This window comes from Streptomyces sp. GL_148, assembly GCF_057834205.1.
Window position 1 is genome coordinate 7,412,513 of sequence record NZ_CM174396.1, and the last position, 22,383, is coordinate 7,434,895.

At 71.7% G+C, this 22,383-nt stretch carries 20 protein-coding genes, 1 tRNA gene, 1 pseudogene and 1 riboswitch; of the genes and pseudogenes, 15 read left to right on the plus strand and 7 right to left on the minus strand.

Going from position 1 to position 22,383, the window contains the following annotated elements:
- The first annotated feature begins 17 nt into the window (after positions 1 to 17).
- From shc to AC3IYI_RS33495, 4 genes are read left to right on the plus strand one after another with little or no spacing between them, the layout of a single operon-like run.
- Positions 18 to 2,096: a squalene--hopene cyclase gene (gene shc / locus AC3IYI_RS33480; RefSeq protein WP_489407189.1), complete on the plus strand. Its 2,079-nt coding sequence runs from the start codon at positions 18 to 20 to the stop codon at positions 2,094 to 2,096.
- The gene (locus tag AC3IYI_RS33485) at positions 2,096 to 2,776 is read left to right on the plus strand and encodes a phosphorylase family protein (RefSeq protein WP_489411769.1); all 681 of its coding nucleotides are present in this window, start codon (positions 2,096 to 2,098) and stop codon (positions 2,774 to 2,776) included. Before shc ends, AC3IYI_RS33485 begins: the two co-directional genes overlap by 1 nt.
- 5 nt (positions 2,777 to 2,781) lie before the next feature.
- Complete coding sequence (gene hpnH / locus AC3IYI_RS33490; RefSeq protein WP_489407190.1) at positions 2,782 to 3,816, plus strand: adenosyl-hopene transferase HpnH; 1,035 nt, start codon at positions 2,782 to 2,784, stop codon at positions 3,814 to 3,816.
- Positions 3,813 to 5,243, plus strand: coding sequence for an aspartate aminotransferase family protein (locus tag AC3IYI_RS33495; RefSeq protein ID WP_489407191.1), 1,431 nt, complete (start codon positions 3,813 to 3,815; stop codon positions 5,241 to 5,243). The genes hpnH and AC3IYI_RS33495 overlap by 4 nt, the downstream gene beginning before the upstream one ends.
- 51 nt (positions 5,244 to 5,294) lie before the next feature.
- Here the strand turns inward: AC3IYI_RS33495 and AC3IYI_RS33500 are convergent, their stop codons facing one another.
- Complete coding sequence (locus AC3IYI_RS33500) at positions 5,295 to 6,116, minus strand: tyrosine-protein phosphatase (RefSeq protein ID WP_489407192.1); 822 nt, start codon at positions 6,114 to 6,116, stop codon at positions 5,295 to 5,297.
- Positions 6,117 to 6,440: 324 nt separating this feature from the next.
- Positions 6,441 to 6,638: riboswitch (cyclic di-AMP (ydaO/yuaA leader) on the plus strand.
- Between the two features lie 2 nt (positions 6,639 to 6,640).
- Between AC3IYI_RS33500 and AC3IYI_RS33505 the strand changes: the two genes are divergently transcribed.
- Together AC3IYI_RS33505 and AC3IYI_RS33510 are read left to right on the plus strand one after the other, a co-directional pair.
- On the plus strand, positions 6,641 to 7,636 hold the full coding sequence (locus tag AC3IYI_RS33505) for a peptidoglycan DD-metalloendopeptidase family protein (RefSeq protein ID WP_489407193.1): 996 nt from the start codon (positions 6,641 to 6,643) through the stop codon (positions 7,634 to 7,636).
- Between the two features lie 69 nt (positions 7,637 to 7,705).
- Positions 7,706 to 7,999, plus strand: a pseudogene (locus AC3IYI_RS33510) (DNA glycosylase AlkZ-like family protein); the annotation flags it as partial.
- Positions 8,000 to 8,350: 351 nt separating this feature from the next.
- Here AC3IYI_RS33510 and AC3IYI_RS33515 read toward each other — a convergent pair.
- On the minus strand, positions 8,351 to 9,460 hold the full coding sequence (locus AC3IYI_RS33515) for a PP2C family protein-serine/threonine phosphatase (protein ID WP_489407194.1): 1,110 nt from the start codon (positions 9,458 to 9,460) through the stop codon (positions 8,351 to 8,353).
- Positions 9,461 to 9,698: 238 nt separating this feature from the next.
- On the opposite strand from AC3IYI_RS33515, the gene AC3IYI_RS33520 reads away from it, so the two are divergent.
- The gene (locus AC3IYI_RS33520; RefSeq protein WP_489407195.1) at positions 9,699 to 10,577 is read left to right on the plus strand and encodes an SGNH/GDSL hydrolase family protein; all 879 of its coding nucleotides are present in this window, start codon (positions 9,699 to 9,701) and stop codon (positions 10,575 to 10,577) included.
- Between the two features lie 135 nt (positions 10,578 to 10,712).
- A complete protein-coding gene (locus AC3IYI_RS33525) occupies positions 10,713 to 11,957 on the plus strand; it encodes an MBL fold metallo-hydrolase (RefSeq protein WP_489407196.1) in 1,245 nt (414 codons plus the stop codon).
- Between the two features lie 83 nt (positions 11,958 to 12,040).
- On the opposite strand, the gene AC3IYI_RS33530 is transcribed toward AC3IYI_RS33525, so the two are convergent.
- Together AC3IYI_RS33530 and AC3IYI_RS33535 are read right to left on the minus strand one after the other, a co-directional pair.
- Positions 12,041 to 13,138, minus strand: coding sequence for a hypothetical protein (locus AC3IYI_RS33530; RefSeq protein ID WP_489407197.1), 1,098 nt, complete (start codon positions 13,136 to 13,138; stop codon positions 12,041 to 12,043).
- A 53-nt stretch (positions 13,139 to 13,191) separates the two neighbouring features.
- On the minus strand, positions 13,192 to 14,268 hold the full coding sequence (locus tag AC3IYI_RS33535) for a hypothetical protein (protein WP_489407198.1): 1,077 nt from the start codon (positions 14,266 to 14,268) through the stop codon (positions 13,192 to 13,194).
- 529 nt (positions 14,269 to 14,797) lie between these two features.
- On the opposite strand from AC3IYI_RS33535, the gene AC3IYI_RS33540 reads away from it, so the two are divergent.
- The 6 genes from AC3IYI_RS33540 to AC3IYI_RS33565 all read left to right on the plus strand — a co-directional run bounded on the left by AC3IYI_RS33540 (position 14,798) and on the right by AC3IYI_RS33565 (position 19,100).
- Complete coding sequence (locus AC3IYI_RS33540) at positions 14,798 to 16,558, plus strand: sensor histidine kinase (RefSeq protein WP_489407199.1); 1,761 nt, start codon at positions 14,798 to 14,800, stop codon at positions 16,556 to 16,558.
- A gap of 38 nt (positions 16,559 to 16,596) precedes the next feature.
- Positions 16,597 to 17,040 (plus strand): roadblock/LC7 domain-containing protein, encoded by a 444-nt coding sequence (locus AC3IYI_RS33545; protein WP_489407200.1) that lies wholly within the window; start codon positions 16,597 to 16,599, stop codon positions 17,038 to 17,040.
- Positions 17,037 to 17,456 carry a DUF742 domain-containing protein gene (locus tag AC3IYI_RS33550; RefSeq protein ID WP_243339028.1) on the plus strand — a complete coding sequence of 140 codons (420 nt, stop codon included), beginning with the start codon at positions 17,037 to 17,039 and terminating at the stop codon, positions 17,454 to 17,456. The genes AC3IYI_RS33545 and AC3IYI_RS33550 overlap by 4 nt, the downstream gene beginning before the upstream one ends.
- Complete coding sequence (locus AC3IYI_RS33555; RefSeq protein WP_489407201.1) at positions 17,434 to 18,135, plus strand: GTP-binding protein; 702 nt, start codon at positions 17,434 to 17,436, stop codon at positions 18,133 to 18,135. Before AC3IYI_RS33550 ends, AC3IYI_RS33555 begins: the two co-directional genes overlap by 23 nt.
- Positions 18,053 to 18,604, plus strand: coding sequence for a GAF domain-containing protein (locus AC3IYI_RS33560; RefSeq protein WP_489407202.1), 552 nt, complete (start codon positions 18,053 to 18,055; stop codon positions 18,602 to 18,604). Before AC3IYI_RS33555 ends, AC3IYI_RS33560 begins: the two co-directional genes overlap by 83 nt.
- A 64-nt stretch (positions 18,605 to 18,668) precedes the next feature.
- Positions 18,669 to 19,100 (plus strand): MmcQ/YjbR family DNA-binding protein, encoded by a 432-nt coding sequence (locus tag AC3IYI_RS33565; protein ID WP_489407203.1) that lies wholly within the window; start codon positions 18,669 to 18,671, stop codon positions 19,098 to 19,100.
- A 55-nt stretch (positions 19,101 to 19,155) separates the two neighbouring features.
- Here the strand turns inward: AC3IYI_RS33565 and AC3IYI_RS33570 are convergent, their stop codons facing one another.
- Both AC3IYI_RS33570 and AC3IYI_RS33575 read right to left on the minus strand, forming a co-directional pair.
- Entirely contained in the window at positions 19,156 to 20,055 is a 900-nt protein-coding gene (locus AC3IYI_RS33570; protein ID WP_489407204.1) for a transketolase family protein, read from the minus strand.
- 19 nt (positions 20,056 to 20,074) lie between these two features.
- On the minus strand, positions 20,075 to 20,779 hold the full coding sequence (locus AC3IYI_RS33575; protein WP_489407205.1) for a transketolase: 705 nt from the start codon (positions 20,777 to 20,779) through the stop codon (positions 20,075 to 20,077).
- Positions 20,780 to 20,962: 183 nt separating this feature from the next.
- On the opposite strand from AC3IYI_RS33575, the gene AC3IYI_RS33580 reads away from it, so the two are divergent.
- Positions 20,963 to 21,036: transfer RNA gene (locus tag AC3IYI_RS33580), tRNA-Pro, on the plus strand.
- Positions 21,037 to 21,147: 111 nt separating this feature from the next.
- Here AC3IYI_RS33580 and AC3IYI_RS33585 read toward each other — a convergent pair.
- Positions 21,148 to 22,383 (minus strand): tyrosine-type recombinase/integrase, encoded by a 1,236-nt coding sequence (locus tag AC3IYI_RS33585; protein ID WP_489411770.1) that lies wholly within the window; start codon positions 22,381 to 22,383, stop codon positions 21,148 to 21,150.

The following is a 22,383-nucleotide window of genomic DNA, read 5'->3' on the forward strand; positions in this document are numbered from 1 at the left end:
CACGCAAAGGGGAAGCCATGACTGCGACGACCAACGGCGGCGCCCATGCCTGCGGCGCCGACCCGAACGAGCCCGGTCCCGGGCCCGGCGCCGGGCCCCCGGTCCCGGCCCCGGGCGCCGGCCCGGACCCCGGCCCCGCCGGGCTGCGCGGGGTCCGCGAGGCCACCGAGCGGGCGGTCCGGGACCTGCTCGACCGGCAGGACGAGGCCGGCTGGTGGAAGGGCGACCTGGAGACCAACGTCACCATGGACGCCGAGGACCTGCTGCTGCGCCAGTTCCTCGGGATCCGCGACGAGGCCACCACCCGGGCCGCGGCCCTGTTCATCCGCGGAGAGCAACAGGACGACGGCACCTGGACCACCTTCCACGGCGGCCCCTGCGACCTGTCCGCCACCATCGAGGCCTACGTGGCCCTGCGCCTCGCCGGAGACGCACCCGACGCCCCGCACATGGCTCGCGCCTCGGCGTGGATCCGGGCTCACGGAGGACTCGCGGGCGCCCGCGTCTTCACCCGCATCTGGCTGGCGCTCTTCGGTTGGTGGAGCTGGGACCACCTGCCCGAACTCCCGCCCGAACTGCTCTTCCTGCCGCCCTGGGTGCCGCTGAACATCTACGACTTCGGCTGCTGGGCCCGGCAGACGATCGTCCCGCTCACCGTGGTCTCCGCACTGCGCCCGGTCCGCCCGGCCCCCTTCGCCCTGGACGAGCTGCACACCGACGCGCGGACTCCGTACCCCGTCAAGAAGCTCGCTCCGCTGGCCAGTTGGGACGGCGCCTTCCAGCGGATGGACAAGGCCCTGCACGTCTACCGCCGGTTCGCCCCGCGCCGGCTGCGCGCGGCGGCCATGGCGAGCGCCGGCCGCTGGATCGTGGAACGGCAGGAGAACGACGGCTGCTGGGGCGGCATCCAGCCGCCCGCCGTGTACTCCGTCATCGCCCTGCACCTGCTCGGCTACGACCTGAGGCACCCGGTGATGCGCGCCGGACTGGAGTCACTGGACCGCTTCGCCGTCTGGCGCGCGGACGGCGCCCGCATGATCGAAGCCTGCCAGTCCCCGGTCTGGGACACCTGCCTGGCGGCCATCGCGCTGGCCGACGCGGGACTGCGTCCCGACCACCCCGCCCTGGTCAAGGCCGCCGACTGGATGCTCGGCGAGGAGATCGTGCGCAGCGGGGACTGGGCCGTGCGCCGGCCCGGACTGGCCCCGGGCGGCTGGGCGTTCGAGTTCCACAACGACAACTACCCCGATATCGACGACACCGCCGAAGTCGTCCTTGCCCTGCGCCGCGTCAGGCACCCCGACCCGGCACGGGTGGAGGGCGCCATCGCGCGGGGGGTGTCCTGGAACCTCGGCATGCAGTCGAAGAACGGCGCCTGGGGAGCCTTCGACGCCGACAACACCAGCCCCTTCCCCAACAAGCTGCCCTTCTGCGACTTCGGCGAGGTGATCGACCCGCCCTCGGCCGACGTCACCGCCCACGTGGTGGAAATGCTCGCCGTCGAGGGCCGGGCGGGCGACGCGCGCACCCGGCGCGGCATCGCCTGGCTACTCGCCGAACAGGACCCGAACGGCGGCTGGTTCGGCCGCTGGGGCACCAACTACGTCTACGGGACCGGCTCCGTGGTCCCGGCCCTGACCGCCGCCGGCTACGCCCCTTCGCACCCCGCGATCCGGCGGGCCGTGCACTGGCTGGAATCCGTACAGAACGAGGACGGGGGATGGGGCGAGGACCAGCGCTCCTACCAGGACCCGTCCTGGGCGGGGAAGGGCGCCTCGACCGCCTCGCAGACTGCGTGGGCGCTGATGGCGCTGCTGTCGGCCGGGGAGCGCGACGCGCCGTCCGTGCAGCGGGGGATCGGCTACCTCGTCTCCACCCAGGGCTCCGACGGCACCTGGGACGAGCCGTACTTCACCGGTACCGGCTTCCCCTGGGACTTCTCCATCAACTACCACCTGTACCGCCAGGTCTTCCCGCTCACCGCGCTCGGCCGCTACCTGTACGGAGAACCGTTCGGCCCGGGCGGGCGGTACGCGGATCCCGCCGCCCTCCGGCAGACGGCACCGTCCCCCGGGGAAGCCCGATGGGAGGGCTGATGGCCGACGGCCCCGCCGCGGTCCCGCCGCCGCTGCTGATCGCCTGCGCGCTGCGCATCGAACGCACGGCCCTGCGCAGCACCTCGTACCGCGGCGGCCGGGCGCGGGGCGCGCCCGAGCGGTACGAGGTCCTGCGCACCGGCATGGGCCCGCGCGCGGCCGAGCGCGCCGTCGGCCGGAAGCTGGCCGAACCGGAGCTGCACGGCGCCGCCGTGCTCGCCACCGGATTCTGCGCCGGGCTGCTGCCCGGCATGAGCCCCGGCGACCTGATCGTCGCCGAGGAGACCCGGGACCCGCGCGGCACGGTCGCCTGCGCCGGTACCGCCCTGCTCGCCGAGGCGCTGGCCCGGGCCGTACCCGGCCGAACCGTACACCTCGGTGCACTGACCGGATCCGACCACGTCGTCCGGGGCCAGGAGCGCGCCAGACTGCGCGCCGGCGGCTCCATCGGAGTCGACATGGAATCGGCCGCCACCCTCTGGACCGCGACCCGGAGCGGGAGCGCCCCGGGGGCCCGGGACCGTCCGGTTGCGGCCGTCCGGGTGATCGTGGACGCTCCGGAGCATGAGCTCGTCCGTATCGGCACCGTTCGCGGGGGAATATCAGCCTTTCGCGTACTGCGTGCCGTACTGCCCGCGTTTTACGAATGGCACCGTTCTTTGCTGCTCCCCAGGAGGTGAGCCAGATGGCCATGCCACTGCGACAGACCATCAGGGTCGGGACGTACCTGCTCGAACAGAAGCTCCGCAAGCGTGAGAAGTTCCCGCTGATCGTCGAGCTGGAACCGCTCTACGCCTGCAACCTGGCCTGCGAGGGGTGCGGGAAGATCCAGCACCCGGCCGGGGTGCTCAAGCAGCGCATGCCCGTGGCCCAGGCGGTGGGCGCCGTGCTGGAATCGGGCGCGCCGATGGTGTCCATCGCGGGCGGCGAGCCCTTGATGCACCCGCAGATCGACGAGATCGTGCGCCAGTTGGTGGCGAAGCGGAAGTACGTCTTCCTCTGCACCAACGCCATGCTGCTCCGCAAGAAGATCGAGAAGTTCACGCCCTCCCCGTACTTCGCCTTCGCCGTGCACATCGACGGTCTGCGCGAGCGACACGACGAGTCGGTGGCGAAGGAAGGCGTCTTCGACGAGGCGGTCGCGGCCATCAAGGAGGCGAAGCGGCGCGGATTCCGGGTGACGACCAACTCCACCTTCTTCAACACCGACACCCCGCAGACCATCATCGAGGTCCTGAACTACCTCAATGACGATCTCCAGGTGGACGAGATGATGATCTCGCCGGCCTACGCCTACGAAAAGGCCCCCGACCAGGAGCACTTCCTCGGCGTCGAACAGACCCGCGAACTCTTCAAGAAGGCCTTCGCGGGCGGCAACCGGCGGCGCTGGCGGCTCAACCACTCCCCGCTCTTCCTGGACTTCCTGGAAGGCAAAGCCGATTTCCCCTGCACCGCCTGGGCCATTCCGAATTACTCGCTCTTCGGATGGCAGCGCCCCTGCTATCTGATGAGCGACGGGTACGTGCCCACGTACCGGGAACTGATCGAGGAAACCGACTGGAGCAAGTACGGCCGCGGGAAGGACCCGCGCTGCGCGAACTGCATGGCGCACTGCGGGTACGAGCCCACGGCCGTCCTGGCCACCATGGGGTCGCTGAAGGAGTCGCTGCGGGCCGTCCGCGAGACCGTGGGCGGGAACCGGCCGGACAAGTCGGCATGAGCGCGGGTCCGGTGGGCCGGGAGGAGGCGGGCGAGCGCGGCCGGGGCGAAGGCTTCGACCTCGGCGCCCTGCTGGCCGAGCGGGGTGGCGAGCGGTACGAACTACACGCCCGCCACCTCAACCACCAGCTGCCCCGGATGCTGCACACCATCGGCTTCGACAAGGTCTACGTGCGGGCCGAGGGAGCCCACTTCTGGGATGCCGAGGGCAACGACTACCTCGACATGCTGGCCGGCTTCGGGGTGATGGGCCTGGGCCGCCACCACCCGGTGGTCAGACAGGCCCTGCACGACGTGCTGGACGCCCAGCTCGCCGACCTCACCCGCTTCGACTGCCAGCCGCTGCCCGGGCTGCTGGCCGAGAAGCTGCTCACCCACAGCCCGCACCTGGACCGGGTCTTCTTCGGCAACAGCGGCACCGAGGCGGTGGAGACCGCCCTGAAGTTCGCCCGGTACGCCACCGGGCGGCCCAGGGTCCTCTACTGCGACCACGCCTTCCACGGGCTCACCACGGGCTCGCTCTCGGTCAACGGCGAGGCCGGCTTCCGCGACGGCTTCGCGCCGCTGCTGCCGGACACCAAGGTCGCCCTCGGGGACCTGGCCGCGCTGGAGCGGGAGCTGAAGAAGGGGGACGTGGCGGCCCTCGTCGTGGAGCCGATCCAGGGCAAGGGGGTGCTCGCCGCCCCGCCCGGGTTCCTGCTCGCCGCACAGGAGCTGCTGCACCGGCGGGGGGCGCTGCTGATCGCGGACGAGGTGCAGACCGGCCTCGGACGGACCGGCGACTTCTACGCCTACCAGCACGAGGCCGGAGTCGAACCGGACCTGGTCTGCGTGGCCAAGGCGCTCTCCGGCGGCTACGTGCCGGTCGGCGCGACCCTGGGCAAGGACTGGATCTTCAAGAAGGTCTACTCCTCCATGGACCGGGTGCTCGTCCACTCCGCCAGCTTCGGCTCCAACGCGCAGGCGATGGCGGCCGGGCTCGCGGTCCTGTCCGTCATGGAGGACGAGCAGGTGGTGGCCGGCGCCCGCGCGATGGGCGACCTGCTGCACGGGCGGCTCGCCGCGCTCGTGGACGAGTACGAACTGCTCCACGAGGTACGGGGACGCGGGCTGATGATCGGCATCGAGTTCGGCCGGCCGTCCTCGCTGGGTCTGCGGAGCCGCTGGAGCATGCTGCAGGCGGCGCGCAAGGGGCTGTTCGCGCAGATGGTCGTGGTGCCGCTGCTGCAGAAGCACCGGATCCTCACGCAGGTCTCCGGCGACCACCTGGAGGTGATCAAGCTGATCCCGCCGCTGATCGTGGACGAGGCGGACGTCGACCGGTTCGTCGGCGCCTTCCGCGCGGTCATGGACGAGGCCCACGGCGGCGGCGCGCTGATGTGGGACTTCGGGCGGACGCTGGTGAAGCAGGCCGTCGCCAACCGCTGAGTCAACCGCTGGGCCGGTGGCTCGGCGGGCGACGGCCCACCTCGTGGGGCGTCAGTCCAGCAGCCGGTCGCGGAGCCTGTCGAGGGTCTCGGGCGTCAGCCCGAGACCCTCGGCGAGGTAACGCTCCACGCCGCCCCACTCCTCGTCGATGGTGTCGAAGGCCGTGGTCAGATACGGGGCGCGGGCGTCGAAGAGCGGGGCGAGCAGCTCCATCACCTCGGGGGCGCGGGCCTCGGGAGAGTCGCTGCCCCGGCGGACCCGGTAGCGGTTGTGGGGGGCGTTCGACTCCAGGTAGTCCGCGAGGATCGCCTCCCGCCCGACGCCCAGCGCGAGCAGGGTGACGGCGATCGACAGGCCGGCCCGGTCCTTCCCGGCGGCGCAGTGCATGAGCGCCGGGACGCTGTCCTCGGCGAGCGCGTGCACGACCCGGCTGTGCTCGGCGGTACGGGTCAAGATCATCGACCGGTACGAACGGGACATCCGCGCGGCGGCCTTGCCCTCGCCCAGGATCTCGCGGAGCTGCGCCAGGTCCCCCTCGCGGACCATCTTCCAGAACTCCCGGCCGTCGGCCGGATCCGACAGCGGAATGCCGACGTTGCGCACGCCGGGCAGCTCCACGTCCGCACCCTCCAGCGCGTGGTCGGCGTCGTTGCGGAAGTCGAAGACGGTGTGCAGTCCGAGCGAGGCGAGGAAGTCTGCGTCGGTTTCGGTGGCATGCGCCAGATGTCCGCTTCGGAACAGTCGTCCTGACTTGACCCTTCGGCCGTCCGCGGTCGGCAAGCCGCCCACGTCGCGGAAGTTGCGCACTCCGGTCAGGGCCGGCGCCGGCGCCGCCGGATCGGTGTGCGTGCTCTGGGGTATCTGCTGGGTCACAGGGCTCCTCCGTGTCGTCCGTGCGGTCGTCGTCGCACGTGTCCGAATTGCGCTACTTGCGGGCAACTTGCCATAGCGAGAGGCGAGATCGGACGCGCCCCCGTGAGCCAGATCATACGGTGACGGTGAGTGGCTGATCGCGAATGGCGAATTGCCTTGCTGGGGCGGTTGTTGAAGGTGCGGAATGGACGGAGGGTGACCGGAATTCCGGCGGCCCGTCATCTTCAAGATTCTGTTGGGGAATTCATGACTTGTTCCGCGTGGCCGGGCTCGATTACGTTCGCGATCGATCCGGACGGACCGCCTAATCCTGCCGCCGACCGGAAACCGCACCCGACTATTCACGCGCGTGGCAGGAGCGGGGGAACCAGGTAAGCCGCTGTTCCGGATCTCCGGTCGAGATCTTTATAACGGGACAGCTCGGGGTGAAGCCGTACATGTGCTGTTCACCGGCACGGAGGCGGCCGGACATCTCCAGTCCGAACCCGACAGCTCACCTCGCAGGCGTCGGAGAGGAATTCGACATGTCCGGAACGGGTAAGCACCGCCGTCCCAAGTCCCGCTCGATATCCCGCGGGTTCGCCGTCGCGGGCACCGGTGGCGCGGCCCTCGCGCTTCCGCTGCTCGGCGCCACCGGCGCCCATGCCGCGGGCGTCCCGGCCGCCGCTCCGGTCAAGGCTCCGCAGGTGGGGGCCGCGCTCCAGGCTGCGCCCGCCGCCGCGCCCGCCGCGGCGCAGGCCGCTCCCACCGTCTACACCGTGGTGCCCGGCGACTACCTCTCCAAGATCGCCGCGGACCGGCACCTCGCCGGTGGCTGGGAACAGCTCTACGCGGACAACCTCGAGGCCGTCGGCACCAACCCGTCGCTGATCCACCCGGGGCTCAAGCTCACGCTCGGTGCGAAGGGCTCGGCTCCGGCCGAGTCCGCGCCGGCGGAAACGCCGAAGCCGGCCAAGAAGTCCGCTTCCTCCGCTTCCTCCGCTTCCTCCGCTTCCTCCGCTTCCTCCGATTCCTCCGATTCTTCCACTTCCGGCGATTCGTCGGATTCCTTCGACGAGGCCGCCGCGCCCGCCGCCAAGGCACCCGCCGAGCAGCAGCAGGGCGGCTCCACGTCGACCGGCTTCGTCGCCCCGGTCGGTGGCGGCACCTCCACCGCGTACAAGACCGCCGGCTCCATGTGGTCCAGCGGTTACCACACCGGTGTCGACTTCGCCGCGAGCAGCGGCACCACCGTCAAGGCGGTCGGCGCCGGCACCGTGGTCTCCGCCGGCTGGAGCGGCGCGTACGGCAACGAGGTCGTCATCCGGCACGCCGACGGCAAGTACAGCCAGTACGCGCACCTCTCCCAGCTGTCCGTCTCGTCCGGCCAGGACGTCACCGGCGGGCAGACCATCGGCCTCTCCGGTTCCACGGGCAACTCGACCGGCCCGCACCTGCACTTCGAGATCCGTACCGGGCCCTCCTACGGCTCGGACATCGACCCGCTGGCCTACCTCCGGTCGAAGGGCGTCAGCATCTGAATCCGAGGCGCTGTCCGAGGTGCCGGTCAGGCTGCCCGTTTCGACGGGGGACTGGACGGTCGTCGTGGCATGAAGGTCAGCGCAGGGGAGCTCAACCGCTCCACGCTCGCACGGCAGTTGCTGCTGCGGCGCGAGGTGATGGACGTCGGTGACGCGGTCCGCCGGGTGGTCGCCCTGCAGGCGCAGCACGCGGCCTCGCCGTACCTCGCGCTGTGGAACCGGCTCTCCGGCTTCGACCCGGCGGACCTCGACGCCGCCTTCACGGGGCGCGAGGTCGTCAAGTCGACCTTGATGCGGCTGACCCTGCACGCCCGCGCCGGCCGCGCACGGTACCGGCGGACCCGGAGGCGGCGGAGGAATCCCTGCGGACGCTGGTCATGCGCTACCTGGAGGGGTTCGGGCCGGCGTCGGCGGCGGGATCGAGGCGACCGCCTTCCACCCCCTGCGGGAGGAGGTCTGGGAGGCGCTCGCCGACGAGGCCCGGGGGCTGACGGCCTTCCTGGCCGACCGCGAACCGGAGGTCTACCGGCGGTACGGCCACTGGTGGAGCAAACTGCCGAGCGCCGAGACCCGGCTGCTCGTCTGAGCCGGGGCCGGGACCGGAGGGGGGTCCCGGTCCCGCTTGCCCCACTCGCGCAGGTCGGAAGAAAGGCCTGCTGCGGGGTGGTGACACGGTCGTCGCGCCGGCTGCGCGGGCCCGCGTACCGGCCCGCTTCATACGAGCCGGTCGATGAGGATCATCGCCACGTCGTCCGTCAAGAGGCCCTCGGTATGGCGGATCAACGCCTGGTGCAGTTCGTCCAGGAACTCCTGTGGGGAGGTGTCCGCGGGTATCTGCTCCATGGTCTCCGGCAGCGGGAAGAAGTCGTCGGCACGGTTGCGGGCTTCGATCACGCCGTCGGTGTAGAGCAGCAGCCGGTCACCGGGCAGGAACGGGTAGCTCTCCGGTGTGGCGGGAGGGCCGTCCACGAGGTCTTCGAGACCGAGGGGCGGCATGGGCGAGGTCGGCATCAGGGTCTGAACCTTGCCGTGGCGGAGCGCCAGCGGAGGAGGATGGCCGCGGTTGACCAGGTGCACCACCTGTTCGTCCGGCACCTGGGCGATGAGCGCGGTGGTGAACCCCTCCAGGAGTACTTCGGGAAGTTCTGCCTGAGAGTAGGTACCCGAGACGGCGGCCTCCCGCCGCAGCGCGGCCGCGCAATGGTTCATGACCTCCTGCAGTTCGTCCTCGTAGTGCACGGCCTCCCGGAACGCGCCCAGTGCCACCGCGACCGCGCGTATGGCGGACAGCCCTTTCCCCCGGACGTCCCCCACGATCAGCCGGACGCCGTAGCGCGTCTGTACGGCCTCGTACAGATCTCCGCCCACCTGTGCTCCGGTCCCGGCCGCGAGGCACATGCTGGCCGCCCGCACCGGGCCCAGGAGCTCGGGGACGGGCCGCAGGACGACCTCCTGGGCCGCCACTGCGATCCGGCGTACCTGGTCGAGTTCGCTCTGCCTGCGCGCGCGCACCGCCTTGCTCAAGGTGACACTGGCCACGGACACCACGATGATCCCCAGGAAGTTGCCGATGATCAGCTGGGTCTGGGTTCCCCACGACTGGTTGTACGTCGCGGAGGTCGCGTTCACACCCGCAGCCAGGGCCGCCGCGGACAGCGTGCCCACCGGGCCCATCGTCAGCGCGGCCAGCGCCGGCGTCGTGGTGAGAACGGGACCGGTGACCAGATCGTGTGCGGGCGAGAGCTCGATGCCGAGCACGCCCAGCGCGATCGCGAAGGGCGCACACTGGGCCAGTGTGAACAGGAGCGCGCCGTGAGCGCCCACTCCTGGTCGAGGGAACGGTCCTGACCGAACGGGCGGGCGAGGATGTGACCCCATGGGACCAGCCTGCCTCTCGGAAGCTGTTACGGCCTCCCGGAAACCGGGACGGCGCCACGTTCTCGTACACCTCCGTCGCCGGTGAGCCCGAGTCCGACCACGGACAGGTCCGCCGTTGTTATTCCCCGTCCCGGGGGTGGTGAAGATCACGGTCCGTAAGGCCCTGGCTACGGTCGCGTAGGTCATGATCCGGGGTGAAGTATGGGCTCCCGTGGCAGCGACGACGACATCCAAGACGAAGACCATTGGCTCGTACGCGGCGCTCGGGGACAGCTTCACCGAGGGCGTGGGGGACCCGGGACCGGGGGACACCTTCCTCGGCTGGGCGGACCGGCTGGCCGTCCTCCTGGCCGACCGGCGCGAGGAGGGGCACGAGGAGGGGCACGAGGAATCCGGCGACTCCGGCGACTCCGGCGAGTACGCCGATTCCGGCGGGTTCCGCTACGCGAACCTGGCCGTACGGGGCCGGCTGCTGGACCAGATCGTGGCCGAGCAGGTCCCCCGGGCGAAGGAGCTCGCACCGGACCTGGTGACCTTCTGCGCGGGCGGCAACGACATCATCCGGCCCGGCAGCGATCCGGACGACGTGGCGCAGCGGTACGAGGCGGCCGTGCGCGACCTCGCCGGATCCGTCGGCCTGGTCGTGATCACCACCGGCTTCGACACGCGCGACGTGCCGGTCCTCAAGCACATGCGGGGCAAGATCGCGACGTTCAGCGCGCACGTCCGGTCGATCGCCGACCGGTACGAGTGCCCCGTACTCGACCTCTGGTCGCTGAAATCCGTACAGGACCGGCGGGCCTGGGACGACGACCGGCTGCACCTCTCGCCCGAGGGGCACACCCGGGTCGCCCTGCGCGCCGCCCAGGTGCTCGGCCTCGACACGCCGGCCGACCCGGACCAGCCCTGGCCGCCGATGCGCCCGCGCGGATCGGTGGACACCACCCGCGACAACATCCACTGGGCCCGCGAGCACCTGGTGCCGTGGATCGGCCGGAGGCTGCGCGGGGAGTCCTCCGGGGACCACGTGGAGGCGAAGCGGCCGGACCTGCTGCCGCTGTAGAGGCGGTGTGGGGCAGGGCGGGGAGGGTCCCGGGCGCGTTCGCAGGCGCGTAGCGGAATCCTTGGGGAGTGTCACGCGTTGGGATGGTGGTAACCATGAGAACGCCCTGCCCGCACCCCCCACACTGGAGGCGCCTTGACCGGCTCCCGTCCCTTGCGTCCACGGCTGCGTGCACTGCGGCCCGAAGCCTTCGGCGCGGACCCGTCCGGTGCCCGGCTGGAGCGGATCCGGCGTTCGCCGAACTTCGCCGACGGAGTGTTCCAGAACCCGGCCGGGACCCGTACCAGACCCTCCGGGTCCATGGCGGAGTTCGCCAAGATCTACTTCCACAAGGAGCAGCGGCTCCGGCGTAGCCCCGGCGCTCCCATCCCGGTCTACCCGACGACCCTCGCGGAGCTGTCGAAGCCGCCGGTCAGCGGCCTGCGGCTGACCTGGATGGGTCACTCCAGCGTGCTCGCCGAGATCGACGGGCGCCGGGTGCTCTTCGACCCGGTCTGGGGCGAGCGGTGCTCCCCCTTCCCCTTCGCCGGGCCCAAGCGCCTGCACCCCGTACCCGTACCGCTGGCCTCGCTGGGCGAGGTGGACGTGGTGGTGATCTCGCACGACCACTACGACCACCTCGACCTGCCGACGATCAAGGCCCTGGCCGGTACGGACACGGTCTTCGCCGTCCCGCTGGGCGTCGGCGCGCACCTGGAGCGCTGGGGAGTCCCGGCCGACCGGCTGCGCGAGCTCGACTGGAACGAGACCACCAAGGTCGCCGGACTCTCGCTCACCGCCACCCCCGCCCAGCACTTCTGCGGGCGCGGCCTGCGCAACCAGCAGTTCACCCTGTGGGCGTCCTGGGTCGTCTCCGGCGACGAGCACCGGATCTACCACAGCGGGGACACCGGCTACTTCCCCGGCTTCAAGGAGATCGGCGCGGCGCACGGGCCCTTCGACGCGACGATGATCCAGATCGGGGCGTACTCGGAGTTCTGGACGGACATCCACATGACTCCCGAGGAGGGCGTACGAGCCCACCTCGATCTCCAGGGCGGCGTCCCGCGCGGGACGATGCTGCCGATCCACTGGGGCACCTTCAACCTGGCCCCGCACCCGTGGGACGAGCCCGGGGAAGGCACGGTGACCGCCGCGGCGGGGGCCGGGGCGGCGATCGCCCTGCCGATCCCGGGGCAGCCCTTCGAGCCGGGTGCGGCCGACGCGCCGAGCGCGCCGTGGTGGCGGCCCTTCGTGGCCGCGGGCTCGCCCCCGCCGGTCACGGTGGTCCGCCCCGCCGCGGCCGTGCGGGCGGACGGCCCGGACGGTGCGGCCGGAGCGGACGGTGCGGCCGGAGCGGCCCCCGTGACCCGTGAGGAGCCGGAGGCGGTGGGCTCGTAGCCTCGTAGGCTCGTCGGCCTCGGAAGACGGAGAGCGGGACCTCCTGGATCAGGAAGTCCCGCTCTCCGGTGGTGCCGGGCGAGCTACTTCTTGTGCCCGTGCTGCACGTCCAGGCACAGCGCCCAAACGTCGGAGTAGCTGCCCTGGGAGGGCGAACCGCCACTGTGGGTGGCAGCCGTCCAGTACGACGGGTCGGAACCCCCGTCACCGGCCGGGGTGCCGGCGGCGTCGCTGGGGAAGCTGCCGTTGAGGTGGGGGCCGCCCGAGGTCGCCTTGCTGAAGTCGGTCGTGGTCACGTTGCCACCGCTGATCGCGGCGCCACCGCTGACCAGCGTCCCGTCCTCGCGGGAGCAGCCGGCCGTCGCCGTCTGTCCCGTCGAGGCCGTGTTCGGGCCGCTGACCTCGGTGAAGCGGACCGTCGTGGAGACGTGCTCGAGGTTGATGTCGCCCGCGCTGCAGATCGCGTACGCGTAGGTCATGTTGTCCGCGCCGCGGCCGCCGCCGATCCCGCCGACCGCCGTCCAGGAATCGGGGTCGCGCTCGCCGTCGCCCGCGGCGATCGAGCCGAAGTGGTGCTCGGCGTCGTTGAAGGTGGGGAAGCCGGCGATCGGCTTGAGGCTACCGACGCTGGCCGGAGTGGTGCGGGCGCCGCCGCCGATCAGGACCGTGCCGGCCGGGCAGGTCGCCGTCACGAGACGGTGCGTCAGTGCGGTGGAGGGCCCGGGGGCCTTGTTCATGACTACCTGGCTGTGCCGGATCAGGTTGCTCTGGAGGCAGATCGCGTAGGGGGTGGTGGAGAAGGCGGCGCTGCTGTGGCTGCCGCTCCCGCCGAACGCCATCCAGTGCGTGGCGTCCCTGCCGACGATCCCCGGCGTGTCGGTGTACTCGTTGGCGCCGTCGGCACTGGGCACCATGCCCATCACGTGGTTGCCGTTGGAGCTCTCGTCGTTCCCGATGGTCTGGTCGGCGCCGCCGCCCGAGACCAGGCCGTTGGCGCAGTCCGCGTGCGAGGAGACCCCGGTGAAGGGGGTCGCGGGGCCCATGGTGGCCCCGGGGGTGACGACGGTGACATCGACGGTCTTGGCGTACGCGGCTCCCGGTACGGCCACGGTCAGCAGGGCGGCCAAGAGCAGGGCCCTGCCGGTGGCGGCGGCGGAACTGCGCCGGAGTGTGGTGCTCATCGGATTCTCTCTCTTGATGTCAGGTGCGGGGCCGCTCGTCCGGAACCGTCGCCTCAGACGCCGTCGTCGGCGCACAGCGCCCAGACGTCCGTGTAGGTGCCGGGCGAAGACTGGCCTCCGGTGTGGGCGGCGGCCGTCCAGTACGCCGCCGTGGTGGTCCCGTCGCCGACCGCGGCGCCGCCGGAGGTGCTGGGGAAGCCTCCGTTGAGGTGGTCGCCGCCCGAAGCCGGACCGGTGAAGTCGGTGGTGGTCACGGAGCCGCCGCTGATCGCGGCGCCGCCGCTGACCAGGTTCCCGTCACCGCCGCCACAGCCGGCGGTCGCCGTCTGGCCGGTGCTCCCGGACGTCGGGCCGCTCACCTCGGCGTAGCGGACCGTCACCGTGGCGCCGGTGACGGTGATGCCGCTTCCGCTGCAGATCGCGTAGGCGTAGGTGTAGTTGGCGGCGTTGGCGCCGGAGTCCCAGCCGACGGCCGACCAGGAGTCGGGGTTGGTCTCCCCGTTCGCGGCGGCCTTCGCGCCGTAGCTGTGGGCGGAGTTGTTGAAGGTGGGGAAGCTCGCGATCACCTTGAGGCTGCCCGTGTTGCCCGGGGTGGTGCGGGCGCCGCCGCCGAGCAAGCGGGTGTTGGCCGGGCAGGTCGCCGTGACGCGGCCCACCGTCGCCCCGGTGGTGGGGGTGTTGGCCTTGTTCATCACGACCTGGGTGTGGTTGATCAGGCTGCTGGTGAAGCACATCGCGTAGGGGGTGGTGGAGAAGGAGGCGTTGACCTGGCCCCCGCTTCCGCCGATGCCGAGCCAGTGCGTCACGTCGGCGGCGACGACCCCGGTGGAGCCGGTGTACTCGGTGGTGCCGTCGGAGCTGGGCGAGGTGCCGTTGACGTGGTTGCCGTTCACACTCGCGCCGGTGCCGATGGCCTGGTTGATCCCGCCGCCGGAGGCGAGGCCGGATGCGCAGTCCGCGTGGGTCGATATCTCGGAGTTGGCGGAGCCGGGTCCGCTGGTGGCCCCGGGAGTCTTCACGGTCACGCCCACGGTGTTGGCGTGGGCGGTTCCCGGTACGGCCAGGGCCAGTACGGCGCCCAGGAGCAGCGCCCTGCCCGTGGCGAAGCGGCGCAGACGTCCTGCGGTCATGTGGATGTCCCTATCTGATGAGGCGATTGGCTGAGCCGGTGCGCACGGGCGTCGTCGGTGCGGAGCTGTCACGGCATCACAACGGCTGTCTGCCTCGCGGATGTACGCCGCTCAGAGGCAGGCCAGGGGTACGGACCGGCCATTCCGCCGCTCGTTTGTGAGCGGCGCATGCGGACTCTAGCAGGCCTTTAGGGCTGCATCTACATAGGAAATTCTTGGAATTGGACTGCATATACTGAAGTCGAGTACGTGACTCTCCGGTAGGCGGCCGCAGTCGGTGGGGCAGGAGAGGGGTGAGGTGCGGGCGGGGGCTCCGGGGGACGGCGCGTGCCCGCGGGGCGCCGGGGAGTGCGCGCTCCCGGCGCATTCGGGCTGTCGTGCGAGCGCTCCATCGGGAGCGGGAAGCACCCGGGCGAAGTTCCCCAACTGGCCGTCCTGGGGCCGAGCGTGCGGTCTAGCGTGGGTATCCGGTGATCAACACCGGATCCCGGGAAGCCCGGGGGCCGGGCCCCACATACCGAGGACGACGATGTCCGGACTCCGCGCCGCCCGCCACTCCCCGTCGAGACATGCCGTCACCGGTCCCGGCCGGCAGATACGGCCCCAGCTGATCCGTGCCGCCCTGCTGCCCACGCTCGCCGCCGGGCTCAGCGGTGCCGCCGCGGTGATCTTCGCGCTCCAGCTCGGCGGGGGCGCGGGCGCCCGCGACCCCCGGCTGTATCCGGTCCTCAGCGGCTGCGCCCTCCTCTTCGCCGGCGCGCTCGCGGCCGCCCTGCTCGGGGCCCAGCGCGCGGCCAAGACCGTGCGCGACCGCTGCGAGGCGCTGCGCCGCTCCAGCGTCCGGGGCCGTCACGAGCTGCACACCGCCGCCGACCGGCTGGAGCGCGGCGAGCTGCCCGCCCGCCCGGTGCGCGGCGGTCCGGCCACGCCGTCCTTCGGCGGCGAGACCGCGGGGATCGACGAGTTCTGGCTGCTCTCCCAGGAACTGCGCGGCGCCCGCGAACAGGCCCACGCGACCCTGGTCCGCCTCGGCGGCCCCGTCGCGCCCTCCGACAGTGACCGCAAGGTCGAGGTCTTCGTCAACCTCGCGCGCCGCCTCCAGTCCCTCGTCCACCGCGAGATCTCGCTGCTGGACGACCTGGAGGACACGGTCGAGGACCCGGACCTGCTCAAGGAGCTCTTCCACGTCGACCACCTCGCCACCCGGATCCGGCGCCACGCGGAGAACCTCGCGGTGCTCGGCGGAGCCGCCTCGCGCCGCCAGTGGACCCGGCCCGTCGACCTGAGCGAAGTACTGCGCTCCTCGGTCGCGGAGGTCGAGCAGTACACCCGGGTCAAGGTGGTGCCCCCCGCGGGCGGTTCCGTACGCGGCCACGCCGTCGCCGACGTCGTGCACCTGCTGGCCGAACTCGTCGAGAACGCCACCGTGTTCTCCGCCCCCGACACCGATGTCGTGGTGCGCGCGGAGCGGGTCACCGCCGGGATCGCGGTCGAAGTGGAGGACCGGGGCCTCGGCATGCCTCCCGAAGAAGCGCACCGGATGAACGCGCTGCTCGGCGACCCCGACCAGATCAGCGTCCGGCAGCTGCTGGCCGACGGGCGGATCGGCCTGTTCGTCGTCTCGGCACTGGCCCGCAGGCACGGGATCGCCGTTGAGCTCAAGTCGAACATCTACGGTGGCGTGCTCGCCGTACTGGTCCTGCCCCAGGAGCTGTTGGGGGCCGAGGCGCCGAGCGCCGCCGACGCCCTGGGCGGCTCCCGGGCCACCTCCTGGGGGACCGGCGAGGGGACGGGCGCGCCACGGCTGGAGCCGGTACGGGTGCCCCTGCCCGCGCCGGAGCCGTCCGGCGCCCCGCCGGTGGTGCCGGGCAGGGACGCAGGTGCACCGGGCCGAGACTTTGGCGTACCGGGCCGGGACGCAGGCGCACCGGGCAGGGTGCCTCGTACGGGGCCCGCGGGTGCGGAACCGGCAGGTGCGGAATCCGCAGGTCCGGAACCGGTGGTGATCGCGGGGGCGGCCACGCTGGCGGCCTCCACGGTCGCGGCGCCGCCGGAGACCGTGGTGGCGCCGCTCGCGCCGCCGCTGCCCGTGCCCGCTGCCCGGGACGGCGGAGAACGGCCGCCGCTGCCCCGCAGGCGGGCCCAGGAACACCTGGTGCCCCAGCTGCGCGAGGCCCCCGTACCCCGGCCGGGCGGCGCCGAAGGCGCGGAGCGGCCCGTGCACGACCCGGGCCTGATGGCCGCCTTCCAACGGGGCTTCGGCCTCGCCCAGTCGGAGCACCAGACGTGACCCCGGCCTCTCACCCGACAGCGAAGGAGCGCACCCCCATGGGCGGCGAAGTGGCGACCACGATCAGTACGACGACCCCGCGGCTCTCGGACCTCGACTGGCTGCTCAGCGGTCTGGTCCAGCGGGTGCCCTACACGCGCAGCGCGGTCCTGCTCACCGCCGACGGGCTCGTCACCTGCGTGCACGGACTCGACGCCGACAGCGCCGACCACCTGGCGGCCCTCGCCTCCGGGCTGTACGCGCTGGGCCGCAGCGCCGGGTCCCGGTTCGCGGAGGGCGCCGAGGTCCGGCAGGTGGTGGTCGAGCTCGACACCGCCCTCGTCTTCGTCTCGGCGGCCGGATCCGGCACCTGCCTGGCCGTACTGGCCGACCGGGAGGCCGACGCGGGCGTGCTCGGCTACGAGATGGCCATGCTGGTCAAGAGCGTCCGCCCGTACCTGGCGGCCCCGCCGAGGCGGCCCGCCGCCGACGCGGAGCGATGAGGGCCCGTGCGAGGGGGGCAACGGCACCGGGGGGACCGCGCGATGCGCCGTGGCTGGACGATTCGGCGGGCCGGGTCATCCGTCCGTACACCGCGAGCGGCGGGCGGACGCGGCCGTCCGTGGCCCTCGACCTGCTGTCGCTGGTGACGGCGACCGGAGTGCGCCCGCGCGCGCCGCTCGGCGCCGAGCACGCCCTCGCGCTCCGGCTGTGCGCGGGCTCGGCCGCGGTCACCGTCGCCGAGGTGGCGGGACATCTGAGGCTGCCCGCGGTGGTGGTCAAGGTCGTCCTCGGCGACCTGATGGAACACGGGGCCGTGACGGTACGGGCGCCCTGCTTCCCGACCGGCGGCTCCTTCGCCGACGACGATCAGTCCCTGCTCCGGGCGGTGCTCGATGGCCTGCGCAAACGACTCTGACCAGGCCTCCCGCGGATCCTCCGCGACCTTGAAGATCCTGGTCGCGGGCGGGTTCGGGGCGGGAAAGACCACCTTCGTGGGCGCGGTGAGCGAGATCGAGCCGCTGAGCACGGAGGAACTGCTGAGCGGGCTGAGCGAAGCCGCCGACCCGCTGGACGGGGTCGAGGCGAAGACGACCACGACCGTGGCGCTGGACTTCGGCCGGATCACCCTGGACGAGGGGCACGTGCTCTACCTCTTCGGCACGCCCGGCCAGCAGCGCTTCTGGTTCCTCTGGGAGGAGCTGTGCGCGGGCGCGCTGGGGGCGGTGGTGCTCGCCGACACGCGCCGCCTCGCCGACTGCTTCCCCGCCGTGGACTTCTTCGAGCGGCGGGGGATCGGCTTCGTCGTCGCCATCAACGAGTTCGACGGCGGGCACGGCTACACCGCCGGCGAGGTGCGGGACGCCCTGGGGCTCGGCCCGGACGTGCCCGTCGTGCGCTGCGACGCACGCCTGGCGAGCTCGGCGACGGGGGTGCTGGCGGCCCTGGTCCACCACTTGCTCGACGCGTCGCACCGGACGCGTACGACGTACCCGACGATGTGGGGGAGACAGCATGACCTACTACGAATCGACCGGACACCTGCTGCTCACACCGGTGGACCGGGAGGCGCCCGCGCGCGTGCTGAGACTGCGTGAACTGGGGCTGGGAGAGCGGGCGGACGGTGAGCTGGACGCGTTCGCGCGGCGGGTCGCCGACGAGCTCGCGGCGCCGTACACGGGCGTCAACTTCATCAGTGAGGAACGCCAGTTCTTCGCCGGCCTGCACCATGCGGCCGAGGCCCCGGCGAGCGGCTATCCGGCGCGGGCGCTCCCCCGGGACCACGGGTACTGCCCGCACGTGGTGGTACGGCGGCGCGCGCTGGTGCTGGAGGACGTACGGGACTTCGCGCGCTTCGCGGGCAACGCCGTCGTGGACGAGAGCGGGGTGCGCTCCTACGCGGGCGCGCCGCTGACCGACCGGCGCGGGATCGTCCTGGGGACGGTGTGCGCGGTGGACGTGGTGCCGAGGCGGTGGGGCCTGGCGGGGCTGGCGAAGGTGAAGGCGCTGGCGGCGGAGCTGGTCGAGCTGCTGCACGAACGGGAGGACCGCGCGGCCCGAGGGTGAATGTCAGTGCCCGGGGCTACGGTCGCAGACGAGGCACCATCCGTGTCCGGAGAGGAGTCGGGGGATGGCCACGACGGCGGAGGACGTCCGGAAGATCGCGCTGTCACTCCCGGACAGCAGCGAGAAACTGGCCTGGGGCATGCCCACCTTCAGGGTGGGCGGCGCAGCGAACGGCGAGGGCGGCGAGGGCGGCAAAGGCGCCAAGAGCGGGAAGATCTTCGCGGCGCTGGCCGACGACGACACCTCGATCGGGGTGAAGTGTCCCCAGGAGGACCGAGCCGAGCTGATCGCGGCGGAGCCGGAGAAGTTCTTCATACGGCCCGGCCACGACGACAACTACGCGTGGCTACGGGTCCGGCTCGCGGCGGTGGAGGACGCGGCGGAGCTGCGCTCGATCCTGACCGACTCCTGGCGCCAGGCGGCCCCCAAGCGCCTGGTGGCGGCCCATCCGGAACTGGACCGTCCCGGGCCGAAGGGGCCGCTCGCCGCGGAGTGAAGTGGCCGCTCGCCGCGGAGTGAACGGGCCGGTCACCGCGGAATGAAGAGCCCGGTCACCGCGGAATGAAGGCGGCGATCCGTGCGCGCAGTGCGGCCGGGTCGAGTCCGTGGGCCGCCGTGTGCTCGTCGATCGTGCCGTAGCGGCGCAGCTCGGCCCGGCCGACCCCCAGGCCGAGCACCCGGTGCGGGACCGCTTCGAGTGCCTGGTTCGCGGCAGCCGTGGAGGTGCCGGCGAGGTACGGCTCGACCAGCACCACGTCGGCCGGGCCGGGCCCGACGGCTGCGCGCAGCGCCGCGTCGTCGAAGGGCCGTACGGTCGGTGCGTACAGCACGCTCACATCCATGCCCTCGGTCGCGGCGAGGACGTTGTCGAGCAGGGGCCCGACGGCGACGACGACGCCCGCACGCCCCTCCCGTACGGTCTGGAAGCCCGGTCCGGCGACGGGGCGGGCCGCCCTGTTCGACTGGGCGGAGAGCCGTACGTAGACCTTGTCGTCCCCGGCGGCGTAGGCGTGGCGCAGCAGCGCCTCGGCCTCGTCCGGGTGGCCCGGGACGTGCACGGTCCAGCCGTCCAGGGTGTCCAGCAGGGCCACGTCGCCCGGCGCCATGTGGGTGAACCCGCCGGCCGGCCAGTCGTAGCTCGCGCTCGCGCTGACGAGCACCCCGCCCGTGCCCTGGTGCCCGAAGTCGAGCTTGACCTGCTCGAAGGGCCGCTCCACGAGGAAGCTGGCGAAGGTGTGCACCACGGGGCGCAGCCCGGTGAGGGCCAGGCCGCCGCCCACGCTGACCAGCAGCTGCTCGCGGATCCCGACGTTGATCACCCGGTCCGGATGGCGGCCTTGGGCGGGCCGGAAGCCGTCCATGGTGATCTCGGCCAGCACGAGGGCCAGCCGGGGATCCTCGTCGAGCGCACGCGATGTGACTGAAATGAACCGTTCGCGCATGGTGTCCATGTCTCCCCCTCGGAGTTCGCTAGTGCTTCTTCTCGACCCGGGCGACCACGACGTGGGGCCGGCCCGGATGAGGTGTGGTGTACGCCGTGTGCAGCGCCGCGTGGTCCCGGCCGTCCACGGTGACCGCCGACCAGCCGGCCGCCTCGAACCGGGAGGCGATGCCGCCCCGCCAGCCGTGGGTCGCGGAGTCGTTGTCGATCACGATCGTGTGCAACCGCTCCAGACCGGCCGAGCCGGCGTACGCGATCGCCTCGTGGTTGCTTCCCTCGTCCAGCTCGGCGTCCCCGATCAGCACCCACACGGCCGGGTCGGTGAGCCCCTGGGCCCGCAGTCCGAGCGCGCTCCCGACGGCAAGCGGCAGCCCGTGCCCGAGAGAGCCGCTGCCGATCTCCACGCCGGGGATCAAAGTGCGGTCCGGGTGGTGCCCGAGGGGAGAGTCGTACGCGCCGAACCCGCTGAGCCAGTCGACGGGGAAGAACCCCTTGGCGGCGAGGACGGCGTAGTAGGCCATGGGCCCGTGCCCCTTCGACAGCAGGAACCGGTCCCGCCCCGGATCCCCGGCGCTGCCGGGTCCGACCCGCAGGACCCGGTCGTAGAGCACCCACAGCGCGTCGAGCGTGGAGGTGGCGGCGGGACCGTGCTTCTCGGCCCCGGTCATGAGGGCCATGAGAGCCCCCAGATCTTCGTAGCGGAAGCGGGCATCCGCGGGTGCTGTCGGTGTCATGAACCGATCGTGCAACCTCAAGTGCACTTGAGGTCAACACCCCCTCACCCCGCCCCCACTCCGCCTCCCACCTCGCCCCCGCCCGCTCCGCCACGAAGAAGAAAGGTGCGCGCGACCACTGCCGGAAGTGCGGTATCGTTCTCCTGCGCGTTCAACCAGGGGAAACCCCAGGTCAACGGGCATCGGGACGTGGCGCAGCTTGGTAGCGCACTTGACTGGGGGTCAAGGGGTCGCAGGTTCAAATCCTGTCGTCCCGACTCGAAAGAGTCGCAGATCAAGGGGCCGTTTTGGAGCAATCCAAAACGGCCCCTTGATCGTTTTTGGGGACCAGTTGGGGACCAGTTGGGGACCAGGGCGGTCAGTGCGGGTCAGATTGCGGTGACGGCCGTGACTGGCAGCGAACGAGGTGCACGCAGCACCATGAGGTGCGCAGACAGCGCGGCACCAGCTGCGGTGATCTGGCCGGCGTCGGGGTGCAGGTAGCGCTGAGTGGTGGTCAGCGAGCCGTGCCCGGCGATCTTGCGTAGGACGTGAAGCGGCACGCCGGCGTCGGCGAACCAGGTCAGTCCGGTGTGGCGCAGGTCGTGCCGTCGGAGGTGTTCGAAGCCGAGTTCCGTGACGACGTCGTCCCAGTGAGTGGCGTCGCGCAGGACCGCAGTGGAGATGCGACCGCCACGCGGTCCGAAGAAGATCCGGGCATCGGGGTCATTGCCGACGGCCAGCAGCCGCTGGGCAACCATCGGCCGTACTTCCTCGATTAGGGGTACCTTGCGGGCGCGCTTGCCCTTGGTGGCCTTGTCGACGAGCCCGCCTTGGGCGGGGGTGGTCTGCCGTCGTACGGTCCAGATCCAGTTGTCGGTGTCGATGTCCTTGACGCGGACTCCGGAGACCTCGCCGATGCGGGCTGCCGTGGATGCGGCGAACGTGACCACGTCGCCCCATCCCTGGTACTGGCCGTATGAGCGAGCGACCAGGGCCTTGGCAAGGGCCTGGAGGGTCTCCCAGTCGGGCAGAGCGAGCGCACGTGGGTCGTTCAGCTCGTCCTCGACCTGCTGGTACTGGTGCTGCCAGCCACTGACCCGGGCAGGGTTGACCTTGATGAGCCCGTCGCGAACGGCCTGCTCCGTGACGCGAACGAGGACGGCGATGGTGTTCTTCACGGTGGAGCGGCTGAGCTCGTCTGCGATCCACCGGTAGACGGTGCGGTCCACTGCACCGTTGGTAATCATCCGAACCGGCAGGTGCCCGAGGGAGGGCACTACGCGCAGACGCCAGCCGGCCATATAGGGGTCGAGCGTTTTGAGTTCCAGTCCTCGAAGCGCGAGGTCCATGTTCGCGGTGCCGTAGTCGGCCAGCGGCATGGTGGCAAGCGACGGGTTGATGCCGGCCTGGGCGGCTTCGACCAGGGCCGAGATCCACTCCTGAGCTTCATCCTCGGTCTCCTTGGCCTCGGAGATGGACTTGCGGGACTTGGTCTCGGGGTCCCACCAGCGCACGCGTGCCCGGTAGGGCGAGGGGCGATTGGGCCGACACTCGACATCAGCGGTGAGACGAACCCCGATCGGAACGGCTTCGACGGCGGCGCTGGGTGTCGCTATCGCCAT